17 protein-coding genes are annotated in these 17,144 nt (G+C 33.0%); 13 read left to right on the top strand and 4 right to left on the bottom strand.

Translation table 11 applies throughout. The annotated features are described in order from the left end of the window. Window positions 1-80: 80 nt before the first annotated feature. The 8 genes from melB to WMO18_RS06985 all read left to right on the top strand — a co-directional run bounded on the left by melB (window position 81) and on the right by WMO18_RS06985 (window position 8,989). Complete coding sequence (gene melB / locus WMO18_RS07020) at window positions 81-1,556, top strand: melibiose:sodium transporter MelB (protein WP_022504968.1); 1,476 nt, start codon at window positions 81-83, stop codon at window positions 1,554-1,556. Beyond that, window positions 1,556-2,836, top strand: a complete 1,281-nt coding sequence (locus WMO18_RS07015) for a galactokinase (protein ID WP_022504969.1) — start codon at window positions 1,556-1,558, stop codon at window positions 2,834-2,836. The genes melB and WMO18_RS07015 overlap by 1 nt, the downstream gene beginning before the upstream one ends. An 11-nt stretch (window positions 2,837-2,847) precedes the next feature. Further along, entirely contained in the window at window positions 2,848-3,840 is a 993-nt protein-coding gene (gene galE / locus WMO18_RS07010; RefSeq protein ID WP_022504970.1) for a UDP-glucose 4-epimerase GalE, read from the top strand. 10 nt (window positions 3,841-3,850) lie between these two features. Continuing rightward, the gene (galT, locus tag WMO18_RS07005; protein WP_022504971.1) at window positions 3,851-5,362 is read left to right on the top strand and encodes a UDP-glucose--hexose-1-phosphate uridylyltransferase; all 1,512 of its coding nucleotides are present in this window, start codon (window positions 3,851-3,853) and stop codon (window positions 5,360-5,362) included. A gap of 16 nt (window positions 5,363-5,378) precedes the next feature. Further along, window positions 5,379-6,425: an aldose epimerase family protein gene (locus tag WMO18_RS07000; RefSeq protein ID WP_022504972.1), complete on the top strand. Its 1,047-nt coding sequence runs from the start codon at window positions 5,379-5,381 to the stop codon at window positions 6,423-6,425. A gap of 341 nt (window positions 6,426-6,766) precedes the next feature. Further along, window positions 6,767-8,017 (top strand): Ig-like domain-containing protein, encoded by a 1,251-nt coding sequence (locus WMO18_RS06995; RefSeq protein ID WP_211147913.1) that lies wholly within the window; start codon window positions 6,767-6,769, stop codon window positions 8,015-8,017. A gap of 138 nt (window positions 8,018-8,155) precedes the next feature. After that, window positions 8,156-8,533, top strand: coding sequence for a metal-dependent transcriptional regulator (locus tag WMO18_RS06990; RefSeq protein WP_022504974.1), 378 nt, complete (start codon window positions 8,156-8,158; stop codon window positions 8,531-8,533). A 258-nt stretch (window positions 8,534-8,791) separates the two neighbouring features. Then, window positions 8,792-8,989 (top strand): alpha/beta-type small acid-soluble spore protein, encoded by a 198-nt coding sequence (locus tag WMO18_RS06985; protein ID WP_022504975.1) that lies wholly within the window; start codon window positions 8,792-8,794, stop codon window positions 8,987-8,989. A 167-nt stretch (window positions 8,990-9,156) separates the two neighbouring features. Here the strand turns inward: WMO18_RS06985 and WMO18_RS06980 are convergent, their stop codons facing one another. From WMO18_RS06980 to WMO18_RS06965, 4 genes are all read right to left on the bottom strand, one after another. After that, window positions 9,157-10,122 carry a glycoside hydrolase family 25 protein gene (locus tag WMO18_RS06980; RefSeq protein WP_211147912.1) on the bottom strand — a complete coding sequence of 322 codons (966 nt, stop codon included), beginning with the start codon at window positions 10,120-10,122 and terminating at the stop codon, window positions 9,157-9,159. Then, the gene (locus tag WMO18_RS06975) at window positions 10,106-10,327 is read right to left on the bottom strand and encodes a holin (protein ID WP_329978399.1); all 222 of its coding nucleotides are present in this window, start codon (window positions 10,325-10,327) and stop codon (window positions 10,106-10,108) included. Before WMO18_RS06975 ends, WMO18_RS06980 begins: the two co-directional genes overlap by 17 nt. 11 nt (window positions 10,328-10,338) lie before the next feature. Further along, window positions 10,339-10,572 carry a hypothetical protein gene (locus WMO18_RS06970; protein ID WP_138156479.1) on the bottom strand — a complete coding sequence of 78 codons (234 nt, stop codon included), beginning with the start codon at window positions 10,570-10,572 and terminating at the stop codon, window positions 10,339-10,341. Window positions 10,573-10,702: 130 nt separating this feature from the next. Next, window positions 10,703-12,286, bottom strand: coding sequence for a hypothetical protein (locus WMO18_RS06965; protein ID WP_211147910.1), 1,584 nt, complete (start codon window positions 12,284-12,286; stop codon window positions 10,703-10,705). 238 nt (window positions 12,287-12,524) lie between these two features. Between WMO18_RS06965 and WMO18_RS06960 the strand changes: the two genes are divergently transcribed. Genes WMO18_RS06960 through ruvX form a run of 5 tightly spaced genes read left to right on the top strand, consistent with a single transcriptional unit; the run spans window position 12,525 to window position 16,756 of the window. Continuing rightward, window positions 12,525-13,853 carry a transglutaminase domain-containing protein gene (locus WMO18_RS06960; protein WP_211148443.1) on the top strand — a complete coding sequence of 443 codons (1,329 nt, stop codon included), beginning with the start codon at window positions 12,525-12,527 and terminating at the stop codon, window positions 13,851-13,853. Window positions 13,854-13,862: 9 nt separating this feature from the next. Next, window positions 13,863-14,615 carry a dihydroorotate dehydrogenase electron transfer subunit gene (locus WMO18_RS06955; protein ID WP_211148444.1) on the top strand — a complete coding sequence of 251 codons (753 nt, stop codon included), beginning with the start codon at window positions 13,863-13,865 and terminating at the stop codon, window positions 14,613-14,615. Further along, window positions 14,615-15,526 carry a dihydroorotate dehydrogenase gene (locus WMO18_RS06950; RefSeq protein ID WP_022504982.1) on the top strand — a complete coding sequence of 304 codons (912 nt, stop codon included), beginning with the start codon at window positions 14,615-14,617 and terminating at the stop codon, window positions 15,524-15,526. The genes WMO18_RS06955 and WMO18_RS06950 overlap by 1 nt, the downstream gene beginning before the upstream one ends. A 46-nt stretch (window positions 15,527-15,572) precedes the next feature. Next, complete coding sequence (locus WMO18_RS06945; protein ID WP_211148445.1) at window positions 15,573-16,277, top strand: DUF421 domain-containing protein; 705 nt, start codon at window positions 15,573-15,575, stop codon at window positions 16,275-16,277. A 53-nt stretch (window positions 16,278-16,330) separates the two neighbouring features. Beyond that, window positions 16,331-16,756, top strand: a complete 426-nt coding sequence (gene ruvX, locus WMO18_RS06940; RefSeq protein WP_211148446.1) for a Holliday junction resolvase RuvX — start codon at window positions 16,331-16,333, stop codon at window positions 16,754-16,756. Window positions 16,757-17,144: the final 388 nt, after the last annotated feature.

Below are 17,144 nucleotides of genomic sequence, written 5' to 3'. Positions count from 1 at the left end.
ATATTAATAATTAATAATATTAATTTCTTTTATGTATTTTGCACGGTTAGTTTCATTTTTTAATTTAAGGAGGATTTTTTATGAAACGCAGTTCTGAACGCAGACTTGACGGCAAGATTCCTGCAAGAATCAAATATACCTTTGCATTTGGTGCTTTAGGTAAAGATATGATTTACGGTATGATTGCCACATTCTCAATGATTTACTTTACAGATATTATCAAAGTAAATCCTGCATTTATCGGTGCAATGTTCTTTGTTGCAAAACTATGGGACGCATTTAACGACCTATTTATGGGTATGATTGTTGACAATACAAGGTCAAGATGGGGTAAGTTCATTCCTTGGCTTGTAATCGGTACACTTGTTAACTCAGTAATATTTGTAGTATTGTTTACAGATTTCCACCTAAGTGGTGTTGGCCTTTGTGTATTTGCTACTGCAGCATATATTATGTGGGGTATGACTTACACAATTATGGATATTCCTTATTGGTCAATTATTCCTAACCTAACTACTAACCCTGAAGAAAGAGAAAAGGTTTCAGTTTTACCTAGAATTTTCGCAAGTATCGGTCAGTCACTAATTATTGCCGGTTTTGGTGTAAAGATTATTAAAGCACTTAGTGGTGGCACAACTAACCAAGCAGGTTATCATCGTTTTGCTTTAATTATTGCAGCAGTATTTATCCTAACAATCGGTATTACAGTTATTAACCTACCTAAGGGTCAGGACAAATCAGTTCCTGAACAGAAGGTTAAGTTCAAAGATATTTTTAAGATTATCGGTAAGAACGATCAGCTAAGATGGGCTGTTACACTAATTTTCCTATACAACATTGGTATTCAGTGCATTATGGGTGTTGCAACATACTACTTCAAATATGTTTGTGGTGATGCCGATATGATGTCATCATTTATGATTAGTGCATCTATTGCTGAAGTTGTTGGTTTGATTGTATTCCCTAAGGTAGCTAAGATGCTTTCAAGAAAAACATCATTCCTACTTGCTTGTACACTTCCTGCTTTTGGTTTGATTATGCTACTACTTGTTGGTATATTTGCTCCAAACAATGTTGTACTAACTTCAATCTCAGGTGTTATTGTAAAACTTGGTACAGGTCTTGAACTTGGTTGTGCAACAGTATTCCTTGCTGATGTTGTTGACTATGGTGAATACAAACTTGGTGTTAGAAACGAAGGTGTTGTATTCTCACTACAGACACTAATTGTTAAGTTTACAGCAGCTTTAACTGCTCTTGGTATCGGTGCTGCTCTAGGTAGTACAAAGTATGTTCCGGGTCAGGAACAGTCATTTGCAACAGTTGCATCAATCAGTGCTTTAATGTGTATTATTCCAGCAATCTGTATGCTAATCGCTTATGTAGTATATAAGAAAAAGTATAAACTACATGACAATATGTTAAAGAGAATTATCAATACTATTACTGCCAGAAGAGAAGGCAAGATTGATATGACAGAAGAAATTAACGAAAATGGTGTTACAGAACCATCACATTTTTCAGCTAAAGATACTTTAAAGGTAGGTGTTAAGTAATGATTAACACTAAGGATGCTATTACTAAAATATCTAACGGTGAATACGACAATGTACTTAAAGATGTTTATGTAGATGAAAATGTACTTGATTATCAGAAGAAAAGATACATCAATGCTATTGAACAGTACGAAACAATCTTTTGCCCTGACGATGTAGAAATCTTTAGTGCACCGGGTAGAAGTGAAGTTTGTGGTAACCACACAGACCATCAGCACGGTAAGGTTCTTGCAACTTCAATTAACCTAGATACAATCGCTATTGCATCAAAGCATAACGATAACATTATTAAACTTGTATCTGATGGTTACGATATGATTACACTTGATATTAACGACTTAAGAATTAACGATGATGAGGCAGGCACAACAGTCAGCCTCATCAGAGGTGTACTAAAAGGACTTAAGGATAAAGGCTACAAAATCGGTGGATTTAATGCTTATGCAACAAGTGATGTACTTGTTGGTGCAGGACTTTCTTCTTCTGCTGCTTTTGAAGTAATTATCGGTACAATTATCTCAGGTCTATACAATGATATGAAAATTGACTCAGTAGAAATTGCACAGATTTCTCAATTTGCAGAAAATGTATATTTCAAGAAACCTTGTGGTCTTATGGACCAGATGGCTTGTTCAGTTGGTGGTATTATCAATATTGATTTTAAAAACCCTGAAAAGCCTATTGTAAAGAAAATCACTACAGATTTTGAACAGTATAATTACAGCCTATGTATTGTAGATACCAAGGGTGACCATGTTGACCTTACTGATGACTATGCAATGATTCCTTCTGAAATGAAGAAAGTTGCAAACTATATGGGCAAGGAAGTTCTTAGAGAATGTGACTCAAACGAATTTTATCTTCAACTTGCTAAAATTAGAGAGGCAGTAGGTGACAGACCTGCTCTTAGAGCATTCCACTTCTTTACAGAAGAAAAGAATGTTCAAAACGCAGTTGATGCTCTTGAAAAGGGTAAGTTTGATGAATTCCTAGATGCAATCAAAAAGTCAGGTAACTCATCATTTAAGTATCTACAAAATGTTTATACAAACAGAGATGTACAACATCAGAATATGTCAATTGCCCTTGCACTAAGCGAAAGCCTACTAAGAACATATGGTGTAAGCAGAGTTCATGGTGGTGGATTTGCCGGTACAATTCAGGCATTTGTACACAACGACTTTGTAGATAGCTACAAGTCATTTATTGACAATGTTTTTGGAGAAAATTCTTGTCATATTCTAAAGATTAGAAAATACGGTGGTATCAGAGTAATTTAAGGAGGAAACTTATGAAAATTTTGGTTTTAGGTGGAGCTGGTTATATTGGCTCACATACAGTATATAGACTTATTGAACAAGGTCACAGTGTAGTTGTATTTGACAATTTGGAAACAGGTCACATAGAGGCAGTTCATCCTGATGCCAAATTTTATAAGGGTGACCTTAGAAACAGAGAAGATATTGACAATGTTCTTGACAATGAAAAGGACATTGATGCAGTAATTCACTTTGCAGCTAATTCTTTAGTTGGTGAAAGTATGACAAACCCACTTAAGTACTATGACAATAACCTTAACGGTACTAAGGTGTTGTTACAATCTTTAGTTGCTCACAACATTGACAAGGTTGTATTTTCTTCAACTGCTGCAACTTATGGTGAACCTGAAAGAACACCTATCCTAGAAACCGACCCTACTAATCCAACTAACTGTTACGGTGAAACAAAGAAGTCAATGGAAAGAATGTTCTATTGGGTAGAAAAGGCTCACAACCTCCATTATGTATCACTAAGATACTTCAATGCTTGTGGTGCTCATATTAGTGGTGAAATCGGTGAGGCTCATTCTCCTGAAACTCATCTAATCCCAATTATCCTACAAACTGCTACCGGTAAGCGTGACCACATCAGCATTTTTGGTACAGACTACAACACTAAAGATGGCACTTGTGTAAGGGATTATATCCATGTTACAGACTTAGCACAGGCTCATATCCTTGCAGTACAGTACCTTGTTAATGGTGGCAAAAGTGATATTTTCAACCTAGGTAACGGTGTAGGCTTTACAGTAAAAGAAGTTATTGAAAAAGCAAAGGAAGTTACAGGTAAGGACATTAAAGTTGTTGAAGAGGGTAGAAGAGCAGGTGACCCTGCAGTACTTATTGCTTCAAGTGATAAGGCAAAGAAAGTTCTTGGTTGGTGTCCTGAATATGACAGCCTAGATACAATTATCAGTACAGCTTGGAAGTGGCATTCTACCCATCCTAACGGATACAGTAAGTGAGGTTTTAGCAATGAAAACAAGTTTATATAGTTTGATTTTACGATTAGTTTCTTATGGACTAAACACAGGCCTTATAGAAAAAGAAGATACTATCTATACTATCAATCAGTTACTTGATTTATACAAGATGGATGAACCTGATGACAGTAATGCAGAACTTACTGATGACTCTGAAAGTAACCTTGAAGAAATTTTAAGTGGTCTACTTGACTATGCTTATGAAAGAAATCTAATTCCTGAGAATACAGTTACATATCGTGACTTATTTGATGTTAGAATTATGAGTACAATGGTAAAAAGACCATCAGAAGTTATTAAAGAATTTTGGAGTAACTACAATGTTTCTCCTGTAAAGGCTACTGATTATTATTATAAGTTTAGCAGAGATACCGACTATATCAGAAGATATAGAGTAAAGAAAGATTTAAAGTGGAAAACCTCCACAGAATATGGTGACATTGATATTACTATTAATCTTTCTAAGCCTGAGAAAGACCCTAAGGCTATTGCTCAGGCAAAGTTACAAAAGCAATCAAGCTATCCAAAGTGCTTACTATGTAAAGAGAATGAAGGTTATGCCGGTAGAATTAACCATCCTGCAAGAAGTAACCACAGAATCATTCCTATAACACTTGATAACAGTCAGTGGTATATGCAGTATTCACCATATGTTTATTACAATGAACATTGTATTGTTTTTAACGGTGAACATACACCTATGGTTATTGACTCATCAACATTTAGAAAGCTATTTGACTTTATCAAAATGTTCCCACATTACATTATCGGTTCAAATGCCGATTTGCCTATTGTTGGTGGTTCAATTCTAACTCATGAACATTTCCAAGGCGGAAGATATAACTTTGCACTTAATAAAGCTGATGTAGAAGAAAAGTTTTCCGTATCAGGTTACGAAAATGTGGAATGTGGAATTGTAAAATGGCCTATGTCAGTTATCAGACTTACAGGTGAAGATACCGACAGTCTTATTAAACTTTCAGAACATATCCTTAATAAATGGAGAAACTATACTGATGAAGATAGTTTTATCTTTGCTGAAACTGACGGTGAAAGACACTCAACAATTACACCTATTGTTTTCACAAAGAATGGTAAGTATGTAATTGACCTTGTACTGAGAAATAATATTACAACTGAGGAACACCCATTAGGTGTATTCCATCCACACAAAAATTTACATCATATTAAGAAAGAGAATATCGGTCTTATTGAAGTTATGGGACTTGCAGTTTTGCCATCAAGATTAAAGAAAGAAATGGCTATGCTAAAGGATGCAATTCTGAAGGGTAAGGATATTTCCGGTATTGAAGAAATCAGTAAACATACTGATTGGGTAAATGAATTTACTGAGAAATACAGTTCAATCAATGAAGAAAATATTGATGAAATTCTCCACCAAGAAATCGGTGAAGTGTTCTTAAATGTACTTAAAGATGCAGGTGTATTTAAGAGAAACGAAAGTGGCAAAAAAGCATTTAGAAAGTTTATTGAAACATTGTAATAGTCAGGTGAAAATAATGTCAAAGGTAGAAATCAGGGATTTTGAAACAACTTCAAAAGGTGAAAATACTCACCTATATACTATTGTTAATAATATAGGTGAAAGTGTAACAGTATGTGACTATGGTGCAACTATTGTATCCTTAATGATTAAGGATAAGGATGACAACTTAACTGATGTTGTGCTAGGCTATAAGCATATTGCAGATTATGAAAATAACGGTACTTACTTTGGTGGTACAATCGGCAGATGTTGTGGCAGAATTGCTAACGGTAAATTTACTTTAAAGGGCAAGGCATATACTTTGCCTATTAACAACGGCAACAACCATCTTCATGGTGGCAATGTAGGTTTTAACCGAAAGCTATGGAATACTAAAATTGTGAATGACAGTGTTGTATTTACAATGACAAGTGCTGATGGTGAAGAGGGTTATCCCGGTAACCTAAAGGTAAAAGTAAAATATACCTTTGACAATGACAGTACCTTAACAATAGAGTATGGTGCAGTTTCTGACAAAGATACTGTTTGTAATATGACAAACCATTCTTACTTTAACCTTAACGGTGACACCAGTGGTAGTGTTAGAAACCACCTACTGAAAGTGAACTCAAAAAGCTATATTCCTATTAACAAAAGCCTAATTCCAACAGGTGAGATTACTCCTACTAAGGGTAGTCCATTTGACTTTAGCGAATTTAAGGAAGTTGAAACTGCTCTAAACAGCAGTGATATACAAATTAGCCTTGCAAATGGTATTGACCATATGTTTGTGCTAAATCATAACGGTGATGACCTTGTACTTGCATCATCATTAATCGGTGAGAAAACCGGCATTAACCTAAAGTGCTACACAACACAGAAAGGTGTTCATATTTATTCAGCTAACTATGTTGATGTACCTCTCACAGAAAGTAAACATAGCAAGGCATATAAAGAAAACTCAGGTATTTGCTTTGAAACTCAGGGCTTCCCTGATGCAGTAAATCAGGATATTTTCCCTACAACTGTTATTAAAGCAAATGAAAAGTATAAGCAGACTACTAAGTTTGTTTTTAATTGATTTTATCATTATTAAAAATGTATTTATAAAGTGTGTTTATGAAAAGTGATTTTCATAGAATAAAATGTCCAACTCCTATTTATTTATATAACCCCTTGTAAAGAGAAATCCCCCAAATTATGGGGGATATTTCTTTTGTATGATTAGTTAAATACTTTTGGCAACATGTTTAAATAAGTATATTGATATTGTATATATTAAATAAAAATACTTAGAAGAAATCTAGTGGTGCACAAAAAAAGTGCCAAATTTTAGCTATTTTTGCTCTATCATTTATAATCTTAAAAGATTATAATATTTATATAAGAAAATTCTAATAATTTAAAATTGGAGGTAATTCTATGAAAAAATTAATATCAATCACATTAGCTATTATGATGGTATTTTCTACAATGGTTGTTGTAATGGCTGATGAAACAGAAAAAGATGTAACAAGTAAGTTTAGCGATAAGTTAAAGCAAAGAATAGCTGAAGCTACTGACACAGAAGAAATCTATGTTGATACTTGGTTTACTGATTTAGGTAGCATTAGAACCTATAATGTAATTGACAAGAAAATTGTTGATGACATATTAGGTGAAGGTCAATACAGATATTCTTACTATTGCTTTGGTCTTCCTAATGCTGATTTGTACTTAACTAAAGACCAAATTTATAAATTGGCATCTTCAGATGAAATTACCAGTATGTCAAGCTATCTGTTAAGCGATTTGGTTTATGGTGACAGAACTGAGTCCTCAAAGAAAAAAACACCATATGATATATTTTATAATTATATGAAAAAAGTCGGCTACAAAAATCCTAGCAGTAATGCTGACTACGGTATTATCAATTTAGGCAAAGTCGGTAATAATACAATCTTTTATGGTAGTGCTCAAGGCCCTGATCCTGATACATCATCTGAAACAATGGAATTAGATGATTATACTTTTGAGTATTACACAATGTATCCTGATGCTTTAGGTTTATTTGTTGTAAAGAATAATACAGTAAAGCCACTTCGTTATTGTTATGATGAAGATAATATCAGTATAGCTAAGGTTATTTCCTTGCTAAATAAGGTTGATAGCAAGAATGTTATCCACTTTACTGCTTATAAGGATGGCAAGAAAGTATATGACCCAACATCAGCAAGATTCTTAAGTTCAAAATATTCTGTAAAGTCCGGTGCTAATGTTGCTGTTAAGTTGATTAATGGTACTGTAAAGAGCTATAAAGTGTCTAATAATAAGGTAGCAAAGGTTAACAATAAGGGTGTTGTAACCGGTTTAAATAAGGGTAATACAACAGTTACTGCTACACTAACTAATGGTAAAAAACTTACTACTAAAATATCTGTAACTACTGCACCAAAATTATCAAAAGCTAATGTTAATATAAAAAAGGGCAATAGCACAGTAGTTAGAGTACAAGGCAAAGTACCAAGCATTGCTATTAAGTGCACAGGCAACAAAAAGAATGTTATTGTATTTGTAGCAAAAGCTAAGGAAACAAATGAAATTTTCATTGTAGGTAAGAAAAAGGGTACTGCTAATCTAAAGGTTAAGGTTAACGGCGTTAGAACTCTAAAGCTAAAAGTAAATGTAAAGTAAATTTATAAATCAAAAGTCACCTATCATATAGTAGGTGGCTTTTGTTAATATAAAGTAAAATTTGCATAAATAATGTTTGCATAAAGTATATATATATGTTAAAATATATATAACCTTATTTTAGGAGGGCTTTTATTTATGCAACTAAAAGAATCAGGCGAAATGTATCTGGAATCAATATATGTACTTAGTAAAGAACACCCTTATGTTCGTTCTATAGATGTTGGTGAATACTTAGGTTACTCAAAGCCTAGCGTAAGTAGAGCAATGGGACTGCTGAAAGACGGTGGTTATGTTACTGCTAACAGTGACGGTCACCTTGCTCTTACTGATTTAGGTAGGGAAGTAGCTGAGAAAACTTATGAAAGACATACTGTACTTACTGCATTGTTCAAAAAGTTGGGTGTTGATGAAAAAGTAGCAGCTGCTGATGCTTGTAAGATTGAACATGTTATCAGTGATGAAACATTTTCTGCACTGAAGCACCATGCAAATAAAATGATGAAGAATAATTGATTTTATTATTTTGTGAATTTAAGGACTTTTTAAGTCCTTATTTTTTTGCCCAAAAATTTGCAAAATAAAAAACAAAATTTGCATTTAATATTTCGTTTATATACTCATACAATACTATTGCAACAAGAAATTGTTGCTTAAAAATATAGATAGAAAAAGAAACAACATTCAGTATTCTTTCACTATAAGAATATAATATTCATAGAATAAATGAATAATTCTTAAAGTGAATATGCTGAGAAGAAAGGAAAAATTTATATGTCAAACTCAAATAACAAGATTAATGTACCGGAAGCAAAGGCTGCTCTTAATAAGCTAAAGATGGAAGCTGCATCAGAAGTAGGTGTTAACCTAAAGGACGGTTACAACGGTGACCTAACATCCCGTCAGGCAGGTCAGATCGGTGGTAATATGGTTAAGAAAATGATTGAAAGCTACGAAAACTCAGTTAAATAATAAGCCGAAATTTCAGCTATAAAGAATTAATGAACTGTAGTTTAATAAAGATAAAACTATAGTGAAGGGGCAGTGAATACACTGCCCCTTAGAGTTGTTATAAAGATTCTTGTTCTTCTTTTTTTGATTATTGTAAAAACGAATTGCACATAAAACTAACTATAAAATTACTTTCTCAGGTATCTGTTTATACCTGAGGAAAGGTAGTCATAGCCCTTGAATTTACCATTTTCAAAGGTACACACAAGTGTTACTTTTTTACCTTTTCTTAAAACTTTTGATTTCTTGATTTTGTTATTTTTAATTACATATACCTTGGTGTTTTTTTTCAAAACTTCCTTAGGAAATGTTGAAAGGCTACTTCTGTTTAGAACAGAATTTGTAACGAAATAATCCTTTCCTTGATACTGTACTTTTGACCAACCGTACATATCGTCATAAATCCATTTTAGCTTTGTTCCTTTCTCAACAGTTCTTTTTACTTTACTTGTTCCGGTAATATAATCTCTGTATCCATATTTATAAAGTCCTGTTTTCTTCTTCACTGTTACATAAATAACAGGATTTTTATAGATATAGTTCATATCAAAGTTACTTGCATTTTTTCTGATTTTACCTTGCGAAGTGTATTGCCAAATGTCACAACTAAAATCTTTTTTATCTCCATATTGTGCAAGCCAAATGCTGTAATTTTTCTTGATTTCATTATAATTTAAATAATTCTTGAACCAATTTGCATTGGCATATACACCGGCAGTATATCCGGATTTTTCAATTACTTTGCAAAATTCAATTGCAATTTTAGTTAGAATTTCTTTGCCTAAATAGGTCAAATTCTCTTCTTCCATATCTATATAAATCGGTAAGTCAAGGTCCTTACCTTTAATCCATTTTAGGCAGGTGTTTGCCTCTTTTCTTGCTTCATTAACTGATTTTGCATAACTGTAGTGATACACACCAACACGCATTTTATTTTCTTTTGCTTTTCTATAATTTTTATCAAAATATGGGTCTTTCTGATTACTTTCCATTCCGTAACCACATTGAATAATTACATTGTTAATACCTATTGATTTTACACCGGTGTAGTCAATGTCACCGTTCCACTTGCTAACATCAATTGCCTTTTGCATTAGTATTGTTCTCCTTTACTTCCGGTAATCCTGAGATTGAAGTAAGCATAGATAAAATTCCTGAAAGTAGGGAAGCAGAAACTACTGCAACCCAGTTTACTTCATCCAACATTGCAGTAACACCAATGGTAGAAACTGCAGTTTGTGCTATAGTTTTTACGGCTCTGACAGTAGCACACTTTAGCCATTGTTTAAAATTTTTCAAATACATTCCTCCTAATGTTCTAGTTCTTCTATTCTATGATTTACATTTTTGATTTCTTCCGAAATGACAGAAATATTTTTTTCTGCTTCGTACATTCTTTCAACTACTTGGTTGTGTTTGTCAACCTTTTTCTCTAGCTGTTCTATTCTGTAAGCAGTCATTTTGTTTGTTGCAAAAATACCACCGATTGTACCGATAGCCGAACCTAAAAGTGTTATCAAAGCAACAACTACTTCTCCACTCATAAAATCTCTTCTTTATATTTTTACTTGTGTTCCCATACAGGATGTTTTTGATAAAATGGGAACTTTTTATTCTTTATTTTTCTGTTCCAATGGTATTACATTTTATGAAATATTATTGTAGTAGTGATTTTTAGCTGACTTTACTGTCTATGTATTTCCTTGTATCGGCAATATAAGTTGCTTCAAAATCAGCATCGGCACTAATTTTTGTACTAGGATAATAGGTATGAAGTGACAGTATTTTATCAACTTCATCTTTTGACAAATTAACGGTAATGGGTTTTGACCGTGGTGCTACAACATACACTTCATTGTCATCAAGCCACTTTTTAAATTTTGCAATATCACCATCAAATTCAGTTATTCTGATTGCAATTCCAACACCACCAACATTTATCCAACCTATTGAATTATCAAAATCAGTATTCTTTTCATTTTCTCCTACATCAAGGTGACTACACAAAATTAAAGGCTTGTTGTCTTTCACATCAAATGAATATGAATAGTCGTTTCTGAAAAATCTATGGGTTGCTTTTGAATAATTCCATTCGTAGCTGGTTGATTTTTTCTGTGATGTGATTCTTTCAGCAAATAATCTTTGTGTTATGTAACCTGTGCCATCGCTATTTACTGTTAGAGTATCACACACATTTCCTATACCTCTTAATGTGCATTGAATATTAATACTTTGACTATCACTATCAATTGTAACAGTAATTTTAGGATTGTTAATATCCTTAATAGCAACGGGATTGGTTGGTGTAGGTGTTGTACTTTGAGTTGTTTTACCATACATATTTAATCCAACAATATTGTTGTTACTACTATCACTAATAGTGGTATTACCGGCTTTATCCGTTGTGACTTTAATTGAGAGGTCATTAATCTTTTTATTTTTCTCAGCTAATTCATTTTTAAGATTTTCAATATTAGTTGAATTTGTAGAAATATTGCTATTTGTAGAGTCCTTAAAAATGTTAAAGTCAGTAATATTAACTTTGTTATTTTTCAGATTTTCAATATCATTGATTAGTGTTGAAATTTTAGAATTTACATAGTCCCATACTGCTTTACTTGATGGATAGTAGGTTGTGCTGGGAAAGTTGATTGTATCAATTTTGTTAGATATATTTTCCTTTGTATCAAGGTCTGTTGTGTCAGCTTTCTTAGCTAACTCTTTTTCAACAGTTTCCTTATCAGCCTTGCTATTTACAAGTGCATCAATATCTGTAATTTCAGCTAGGTGGCTGATTATATCCTTAACTACCTTTGCATCACTTTCAATTTTAGATACTTCATTCATAAGTCTAACCAGTGTACCGTATTCCTTTGAAGTTTCAATTTCATCTTCATCACTTACTGTGCTGAGAGAAACTTCCACAAGAAAGTTCTGTGAAGTTATGTATTTATCTTCATCCACTACTGTTATTTCACAATTTAGGAAACCGGCAGTATCAAGCATTGTACTTGTTAATTCAACAATAATAATGTTTTGCTCTAAATCAATTTCACAGTCATTAATAGCCTTTACTTCACCATTGTTTGAGGCTTTAAGAATGGCTCTGTAGCTATCATTTAGGATTAGTTCTTCACCGGACATTGTTAGTGTTACATCTATGAATCTTGTTTTTTGATCACCTTGATGTGCAATAATATTTGGCAAAATATTTGCCTTGTTTACATCAAGAATGATTGATTGGTGTTTTATATCCATATTTTCCTCCTTATATTTTTTAGTCATTACGGGGAAATGACTATATAAAATTGTAGGGAAAAATGAAAAACCTATCAATGCAATTATTGCATTTTTGAAAATTTCTTGATTTTATTTTTAATGTGATTAGGAAAATACTAGATAAAAAACACTTGTAACAGAAAATTATAATGCTAATATAGAATTATGATTTATAACCTATATCGTATAATAAAATGTAACGAAAAGAGGAATAATTGTGAAAAAACAAATATTAGCTTTGTTTATGGGTTGTGTGTTGTTGTGTGGTTTTTCAGGTTGTGGAAAAACCTCAAAAGCTACCGAAAATAAAACAACTACAACTACTGTTTCAAATGAAAATTTAAATAAAGATAAAGACGATACAGATTATAAAGATATAGATATAAAGCAGTCAGAAAAAAGTGATTACTATACTCCTATAGAAATCAAGAACGGTTACGATTCTTTACAAACTGATGACCAAAGAAAATTCTATGATTTGGTATTGAAAAGTACAAATTCTGTTGCCGAAGAAAAAGATGAAAATGACATTTATCCTTGCAGTATCGTAAATATGGAAAATACTGTCCTAACTCAAGCAGAAATCAGACTTGTAATTACTGCTGTAAAAGAGGATAATCCTATGTTATTTTGGCTAACAGATAAATTTGGTTTTAGCAATACTGAGGGTTATACTGCAATACAACTGTATAGTTATGAGCCACCTGAAAAAATCAAGACAATGCAAAATAAACTTAATAAAGAAGTAAATAAGTTTATTAATTCTGTTGAATACGGACTTGATGATTTTTCTCTTGAACTTTTAGCACATGATTATATTATTGACAGATGTAAATACGATGATGATGTTAAGGACTCAGATGATGATTACTTGGCATTTACACCTTATGGTGCAATTGTAAACGGCAATGCAGTATGTGAGGGTTATGCAAAGGCATTTGGTTATTTACTATCTCAACTTGGTATTGAAAGTAAAGGTATAGTAGGTAAAGGCAGTCAAGAACTTCATATGTGGAATGCAGTGAAGATAGAGGGCAACTGGTACTATACAGATATTAGCTGGGATGACGGCAAGGAATATAGCCGTTATGACTACTTTAATATTACAGAAAGTCAGCTAAAGAAAGACCATACAATCAGCAAAGTTTATTCAAAATGTTCAAGTGATGAGGTTAACGGTACTAACGGTGTAAAGGCTATTAACTTTAATTTTTCTGTACCTGAATGTGACAGTACAGAAGAAAACTATTATGTAAAGAAGGCAGTGCATTTTACTGATTTGTACAGTTATCAAAATGATGAAATGACAAATGCACTTTATAATGCAGCAAATAATAAAGAAAAGTATTTCCATATTTATATTGATCCTGTTTATCTGGAATATAACGGTGCAGTTGATCAATTATTCGTTTCAGGTGATCAACTTTTCTTTACTTATATTGATACAGTAAATTCAATGTACCCAAGTAACTATATTGATAAGTCAGGTGTTTCTATTATTAAGAAAGAAAACTTATCTGTAGTTACAGTTAAATTAAGTTATTAAGGAGAAATTATGAGTTACGATGCACAAAAGTTTAAGGTAATTAAAAATGAAGAAATTGCCACAGGAATTTTTGATATGTGGGTTGAAAATTCCGAACTTTCAGTTCTGGCAAAACCGGGTCAGTTTGCACATATTCTTGTACCGGGAAAAGTTCTTAGAAGACCAATTTCTATTTGTGATGCAGATAAATCTTGCCTAAGACTTGTTTATCAAGTAAAGGGTGAGGGTACTGAAATTCTATCTAAAGTTAAGGTAGGAGAAGAACTTGACATTATTGCACCACTTGGTAATGGCTTTGATATTAAACCTGAAAAGAGATATTGCTTTATCGGTGGTGGTATTGGTGTACCTCCAATGCTATATGCATCCAAGCAAAAGGAAAAGCCAATTGTAATTACAGGTTTCAGAAACAAAGACCTTGTAATTTTACAGAGTGATTTCCGTAAAGATAATTGTGAACTTTACCTTACTACAGATGACGGTTCAGCCGGTGAAAAGGCATTTGTAACTGATGTATTAAAGAGAAAGTTAGATGAAATTGATGAAGTTTGTGCTTGTGGTCCTATGCCAATGTTAAGAGCAATTTCTGAAATTTGTAACGAAAATAATGTACCTTGCCAAATTAGCCTTGAAGAAAGAATGGGTTGTGGCATTGGTGCTTGTTTGGTTTGTGCTTGTGAAGTTAAGAGAAACGGTACAAACGATTATGTTCATGTATGTAAAGACGGTCCGGTATTTGATAGCAAGGAGGTTGTATTTTAATGGCAGATTTATCAGTAAAGGTTGCAGGTGTTGACTTTAACAGTCCACTGATTGCAGCATCAGGTACTTTTGGTTTTGGCCATGAGTACAGTAATTTTTATGATTTATCAAACCTAGGTGGTATTTCTTGTAAGGGTATTACCTTAAAGAAAAGACTTGGTAATCCACCACCAAGAATTGCAGAAACTCCTTCAGGTATTCTAAATGCAGTTGGACTTCAAAATCCGGGTGTTGACCATTTTATTGAGAAAGATTTACCTTGGCTTAAAAAGCAAGGTACAGTTATCATTGCAAATATTGCCGGTAACACTCAGGAAGAATACGGTCAAATGGCAGAAAAACTAAGTGATACGGATATTGATATGATTGAGCTTAACATTAGTTGTCCTAATGTTAAAAGTGGTGGTGTTGCTTTCGGTACATCTTGCGAAAGTGTTGCTAACATTACAAAGTATGTTCGTGACCATTGCAAGAAGCCTCTTATTGTAAAGCTAAGTCCTAATGTTACCGATATTGCAGAAATTGCAAAGTCTGCTGAAGCAAATGGTGCTGATGCAATTTCTATGATTAATACTTTAACAGGTATGAGAATTGATATTAATACAGGTAGACCTATCATTAAGAACAACACAGGTGGTATGTCAGGCCCTGCAATTTTCCCTGTAGCAGTAAGAATGGTATGGCAAACTGCAAATGCTGTTAAGATTCCTATTATCGGTATGGGTGGTATCTCTAAGTGGCAAGACGCAATTGAAATGTTAATGGCAGGTGCTACTGCATTACAGATTGGTACTTGTATGTTCACTGACCCATATGCACCTATCAAAATCAATGAAGGCATTGCAGAATTTATGGACAAGAATGGCATTAAGTCATTAAGTGAAATTACAGGCTCAGTAAAGCCTTGGTAAAATGAATAATAAACCATAAAATCATCATAATAGTAGTGGTGATTTTATGGTTATAATAAAAACTTTAGTATTAACATTTACTTCAATAATTGTACTTTTTATTTTGGCAAAGCTAATGGGAAATAAACAGATTTCTCAGCTATCTACCTTTGACTATATTAACGGTATTACAATCGGTTCTATTGCAGCAGAGCTTTCTACGGAAGAATGGGACAGTGTCCTTGAACCTTTGACTGCTATGATAATTTACGGTTTGGTGGCAGTTGCAATTTCTTATATTTCATTAACCACAATGCCACTAAGGAGATTTTTCTCAGGTAAAACAACTGTTATTTTTAAGAATGGAAAGTTCTATAAGAAAAATCTTTTGAAGTGTAAGTTGGATATTGGTGAATTTCTGACAGAAGTTAGGGCACAAGGTTACTTTTCTATTAAGGATATTGAGTGTGCTTACTTAGAAAGTAACGGTATGGTTAGTGTACTACCAAAAAGTGAAAAAGCACCTTTAACACCATATGATATGGGTATGAAACCTAAGAAGGCTGAGGCTGAACCTATATTGATTATGGACGGTAAAATCCTTTACAAAAACCTAAAGCAATGTGGCAAAGATGAACAGTGGCTAAATGAAAAGGTAAAGGAAACCGGTGCAGTAATTTCTGATGTTTTTATTGCACAAGCTGATGGTGAAAATAACCTTTCTGTGTATGCAAAAACCGATGAAAGTGTTACTAACGATATTTTTCAGTAAGGAGATTTTCTGTTTTAAGTACTACAATTATTGCAAGTAGAAAGGCAATAAATATGATTATTATGGCTGTGGACTTGGGCAAAGCAAGAACAGGTATTGCAATCTGTGATAAACTGGAAATGCTAAGCTCACCACTAACCCAAATTAGTGAATATAATAGGGAAAGACTCCTTGAAAAAATTTCTAACCTAGCTAAGGAAAAGAAAGCAGAACTTATTGTTGTTGGCCTTCCTAAGAATATGGATGGCAGTGAGGGGGACTCTGCAAAGGGTGCAAGAGAATTTGCAGAAAAACTTGCTGAAATGTCCGGTATTAATGTTGATATGCAGGACGAAAGAGGTACAACAATAACTGCTCATAATTACCTTAACTTTACCGATACAAGAGGTAAGAAAAGAAAGAATGTGGTTGATACAGTTGCTGCCACAATCATTCTTGAGGATTATCTGAATAAAAGAAAAAATCTTGCAAATAACTAAAGTGGTATTGAAAATATTAGTTTCAATTTGTAGTTGCGTTTTTGATATTGATAATATTTAGGTTGAATTTGTAATTGCTTTTAATAATTATTATTTTCAATTAGTTACCTTAGAATAAAAAAGTAATTAAATAAAAAGATAAAATAAGAACATAAAAATTAAACGAATATAAAATATTGTAAAATAAAAAAGGCTTGTTCATATATAATATGAATAAGCCTTTTGTGGTTTTTAAATTTTGATTGTGGGTAAAGCATAATAAAGTTTGCCCTATAAATTTGGGTTTTTCAATTTTGTTTGTGGGTAAAAGAAAATTTGTAGTGAGAATATATACCATAAAATCATATGAAACTATGACTCACAGGTGTAGGGGACATCATTGATGTCC

Source organism: Ruminococcoides intestinihominis (genome assembly GCF_040096285.1).
GTDB classification, from domain to species: Bacteria; Bacillota; Clostridia; order Oscillospirales; family Acutalibacteraceae; genus Ruminococcoides; species Ruminococcoides intestinihominis.
Note: the sequence above shows the minus strand (reverse complement) of the source record. Positions and strands in the feature narration are given on the sequence as shown.

Excerpts from the sequence above, each read along its gene's own strand:
- melB (WP_022504968.1), top strand. The coding sequence starts at position 81 with ATGAAACGCAGTTCTGAACGCAGACTTGACGGCAAGATTCCTGCAAGA.
- WMO18_RS07015 (WP_022504969.1), top strand. The coding sequence starts at position 1,556 with ATGATTAACACTAAGGATGCTATTACTAAAATATCTAACGGTGAATAC.
- galE (WP_022504970.1), top strand. The coding sequence starts at position 2,848 with ATGAAAATTTTGGTTTTAGGTGGAGCTGGTTATATTGGCTCACATACA.
- galT (WP_022504971.1), top strand. The coding sequence starts at position 3,851 with ATGAAAACAAGTTTATATAGTTTGATTTTACGATTAGTTTCTTATGGA.
- WMO18_RS07000 (WP_022504972.1), top strand. The coding sequence starts at position 5,379 with ATGTCAAAGGTAGAAATCAGGGATTTTGAAACAACTTCAAAAGGTGAA.
- WMO18_RS06995 (WP_211147913.1), top strand. The coding sequence starts at position 6,767 with ATGAAAAAATTAATATCAATCACATTAGCTATTATGATGGTATTTTCT.
- WMO18_RS06990 (WP_022504974.1), top strand. The coding sequence starts at position 8,156 with ATGCAACTAAAAGAATCAGGCGAAATGTATCTGGAATCAATATATGTA.
- WMO18_RS06985 (WP_022504975.1), top strand. The coding sequence starts at position 8,792 with ATGTCAAACTCAAATAACAAGATTAATGTACCGGAAGCAAAGGCTGCT.
- WMO18_RS06980 (WP_211147912.1), bottom strand. The coding sequence starts at position 10,122 with ATGCAAAAGGCAATTGATGTTAGCAAGTGGAACGGTGACATTGACTAC.
- WMO18_RS06970 (WP_138156479.1), bottom strand. The coding sequence starts at position 10,572 with ATGAGTGGAGAAGTAGTTGTTGCTTTGATAACACTTTTAGGTTCGGCT.
- WMO18_RS06965 (WP_211147910.1), bottom strand. The coding sequence starts at position 12,286 with ATGGATATAAAACACCAATCAATCATTCTTGATGTAAACAAGGCAAAT.
- WMO18_RS06955 (WP_211148444.1), top strand. The coding sequence starts at position 13,863 with ATGAGTTACGATGCACAAAAGTTTAAGGTAATTAAAAATGAAGAAATT.
- WMO18_RS06950 (WP_022504982.1), top strand. The coding sequence starts at position 14,615 with ATGGCAGATTTATCAGTAAAGGTTGCAGGTGTTGACTTTAACAGTCCA.
- WMO18_RS06945 (WP_211148445.1), top strand. The coding sequence starts at position 15,573 with ATGGTTATAATAAAAACTTTAGTATTAACATTTACTTCAATAATTGTA.
- ruvX (WP_211148446.1), top strand. The coding sequence starts at position 16,331 with ATGATTATTATGGCTGTGGACTTGGGCAAAGCAAGAACAGGTATTGCA.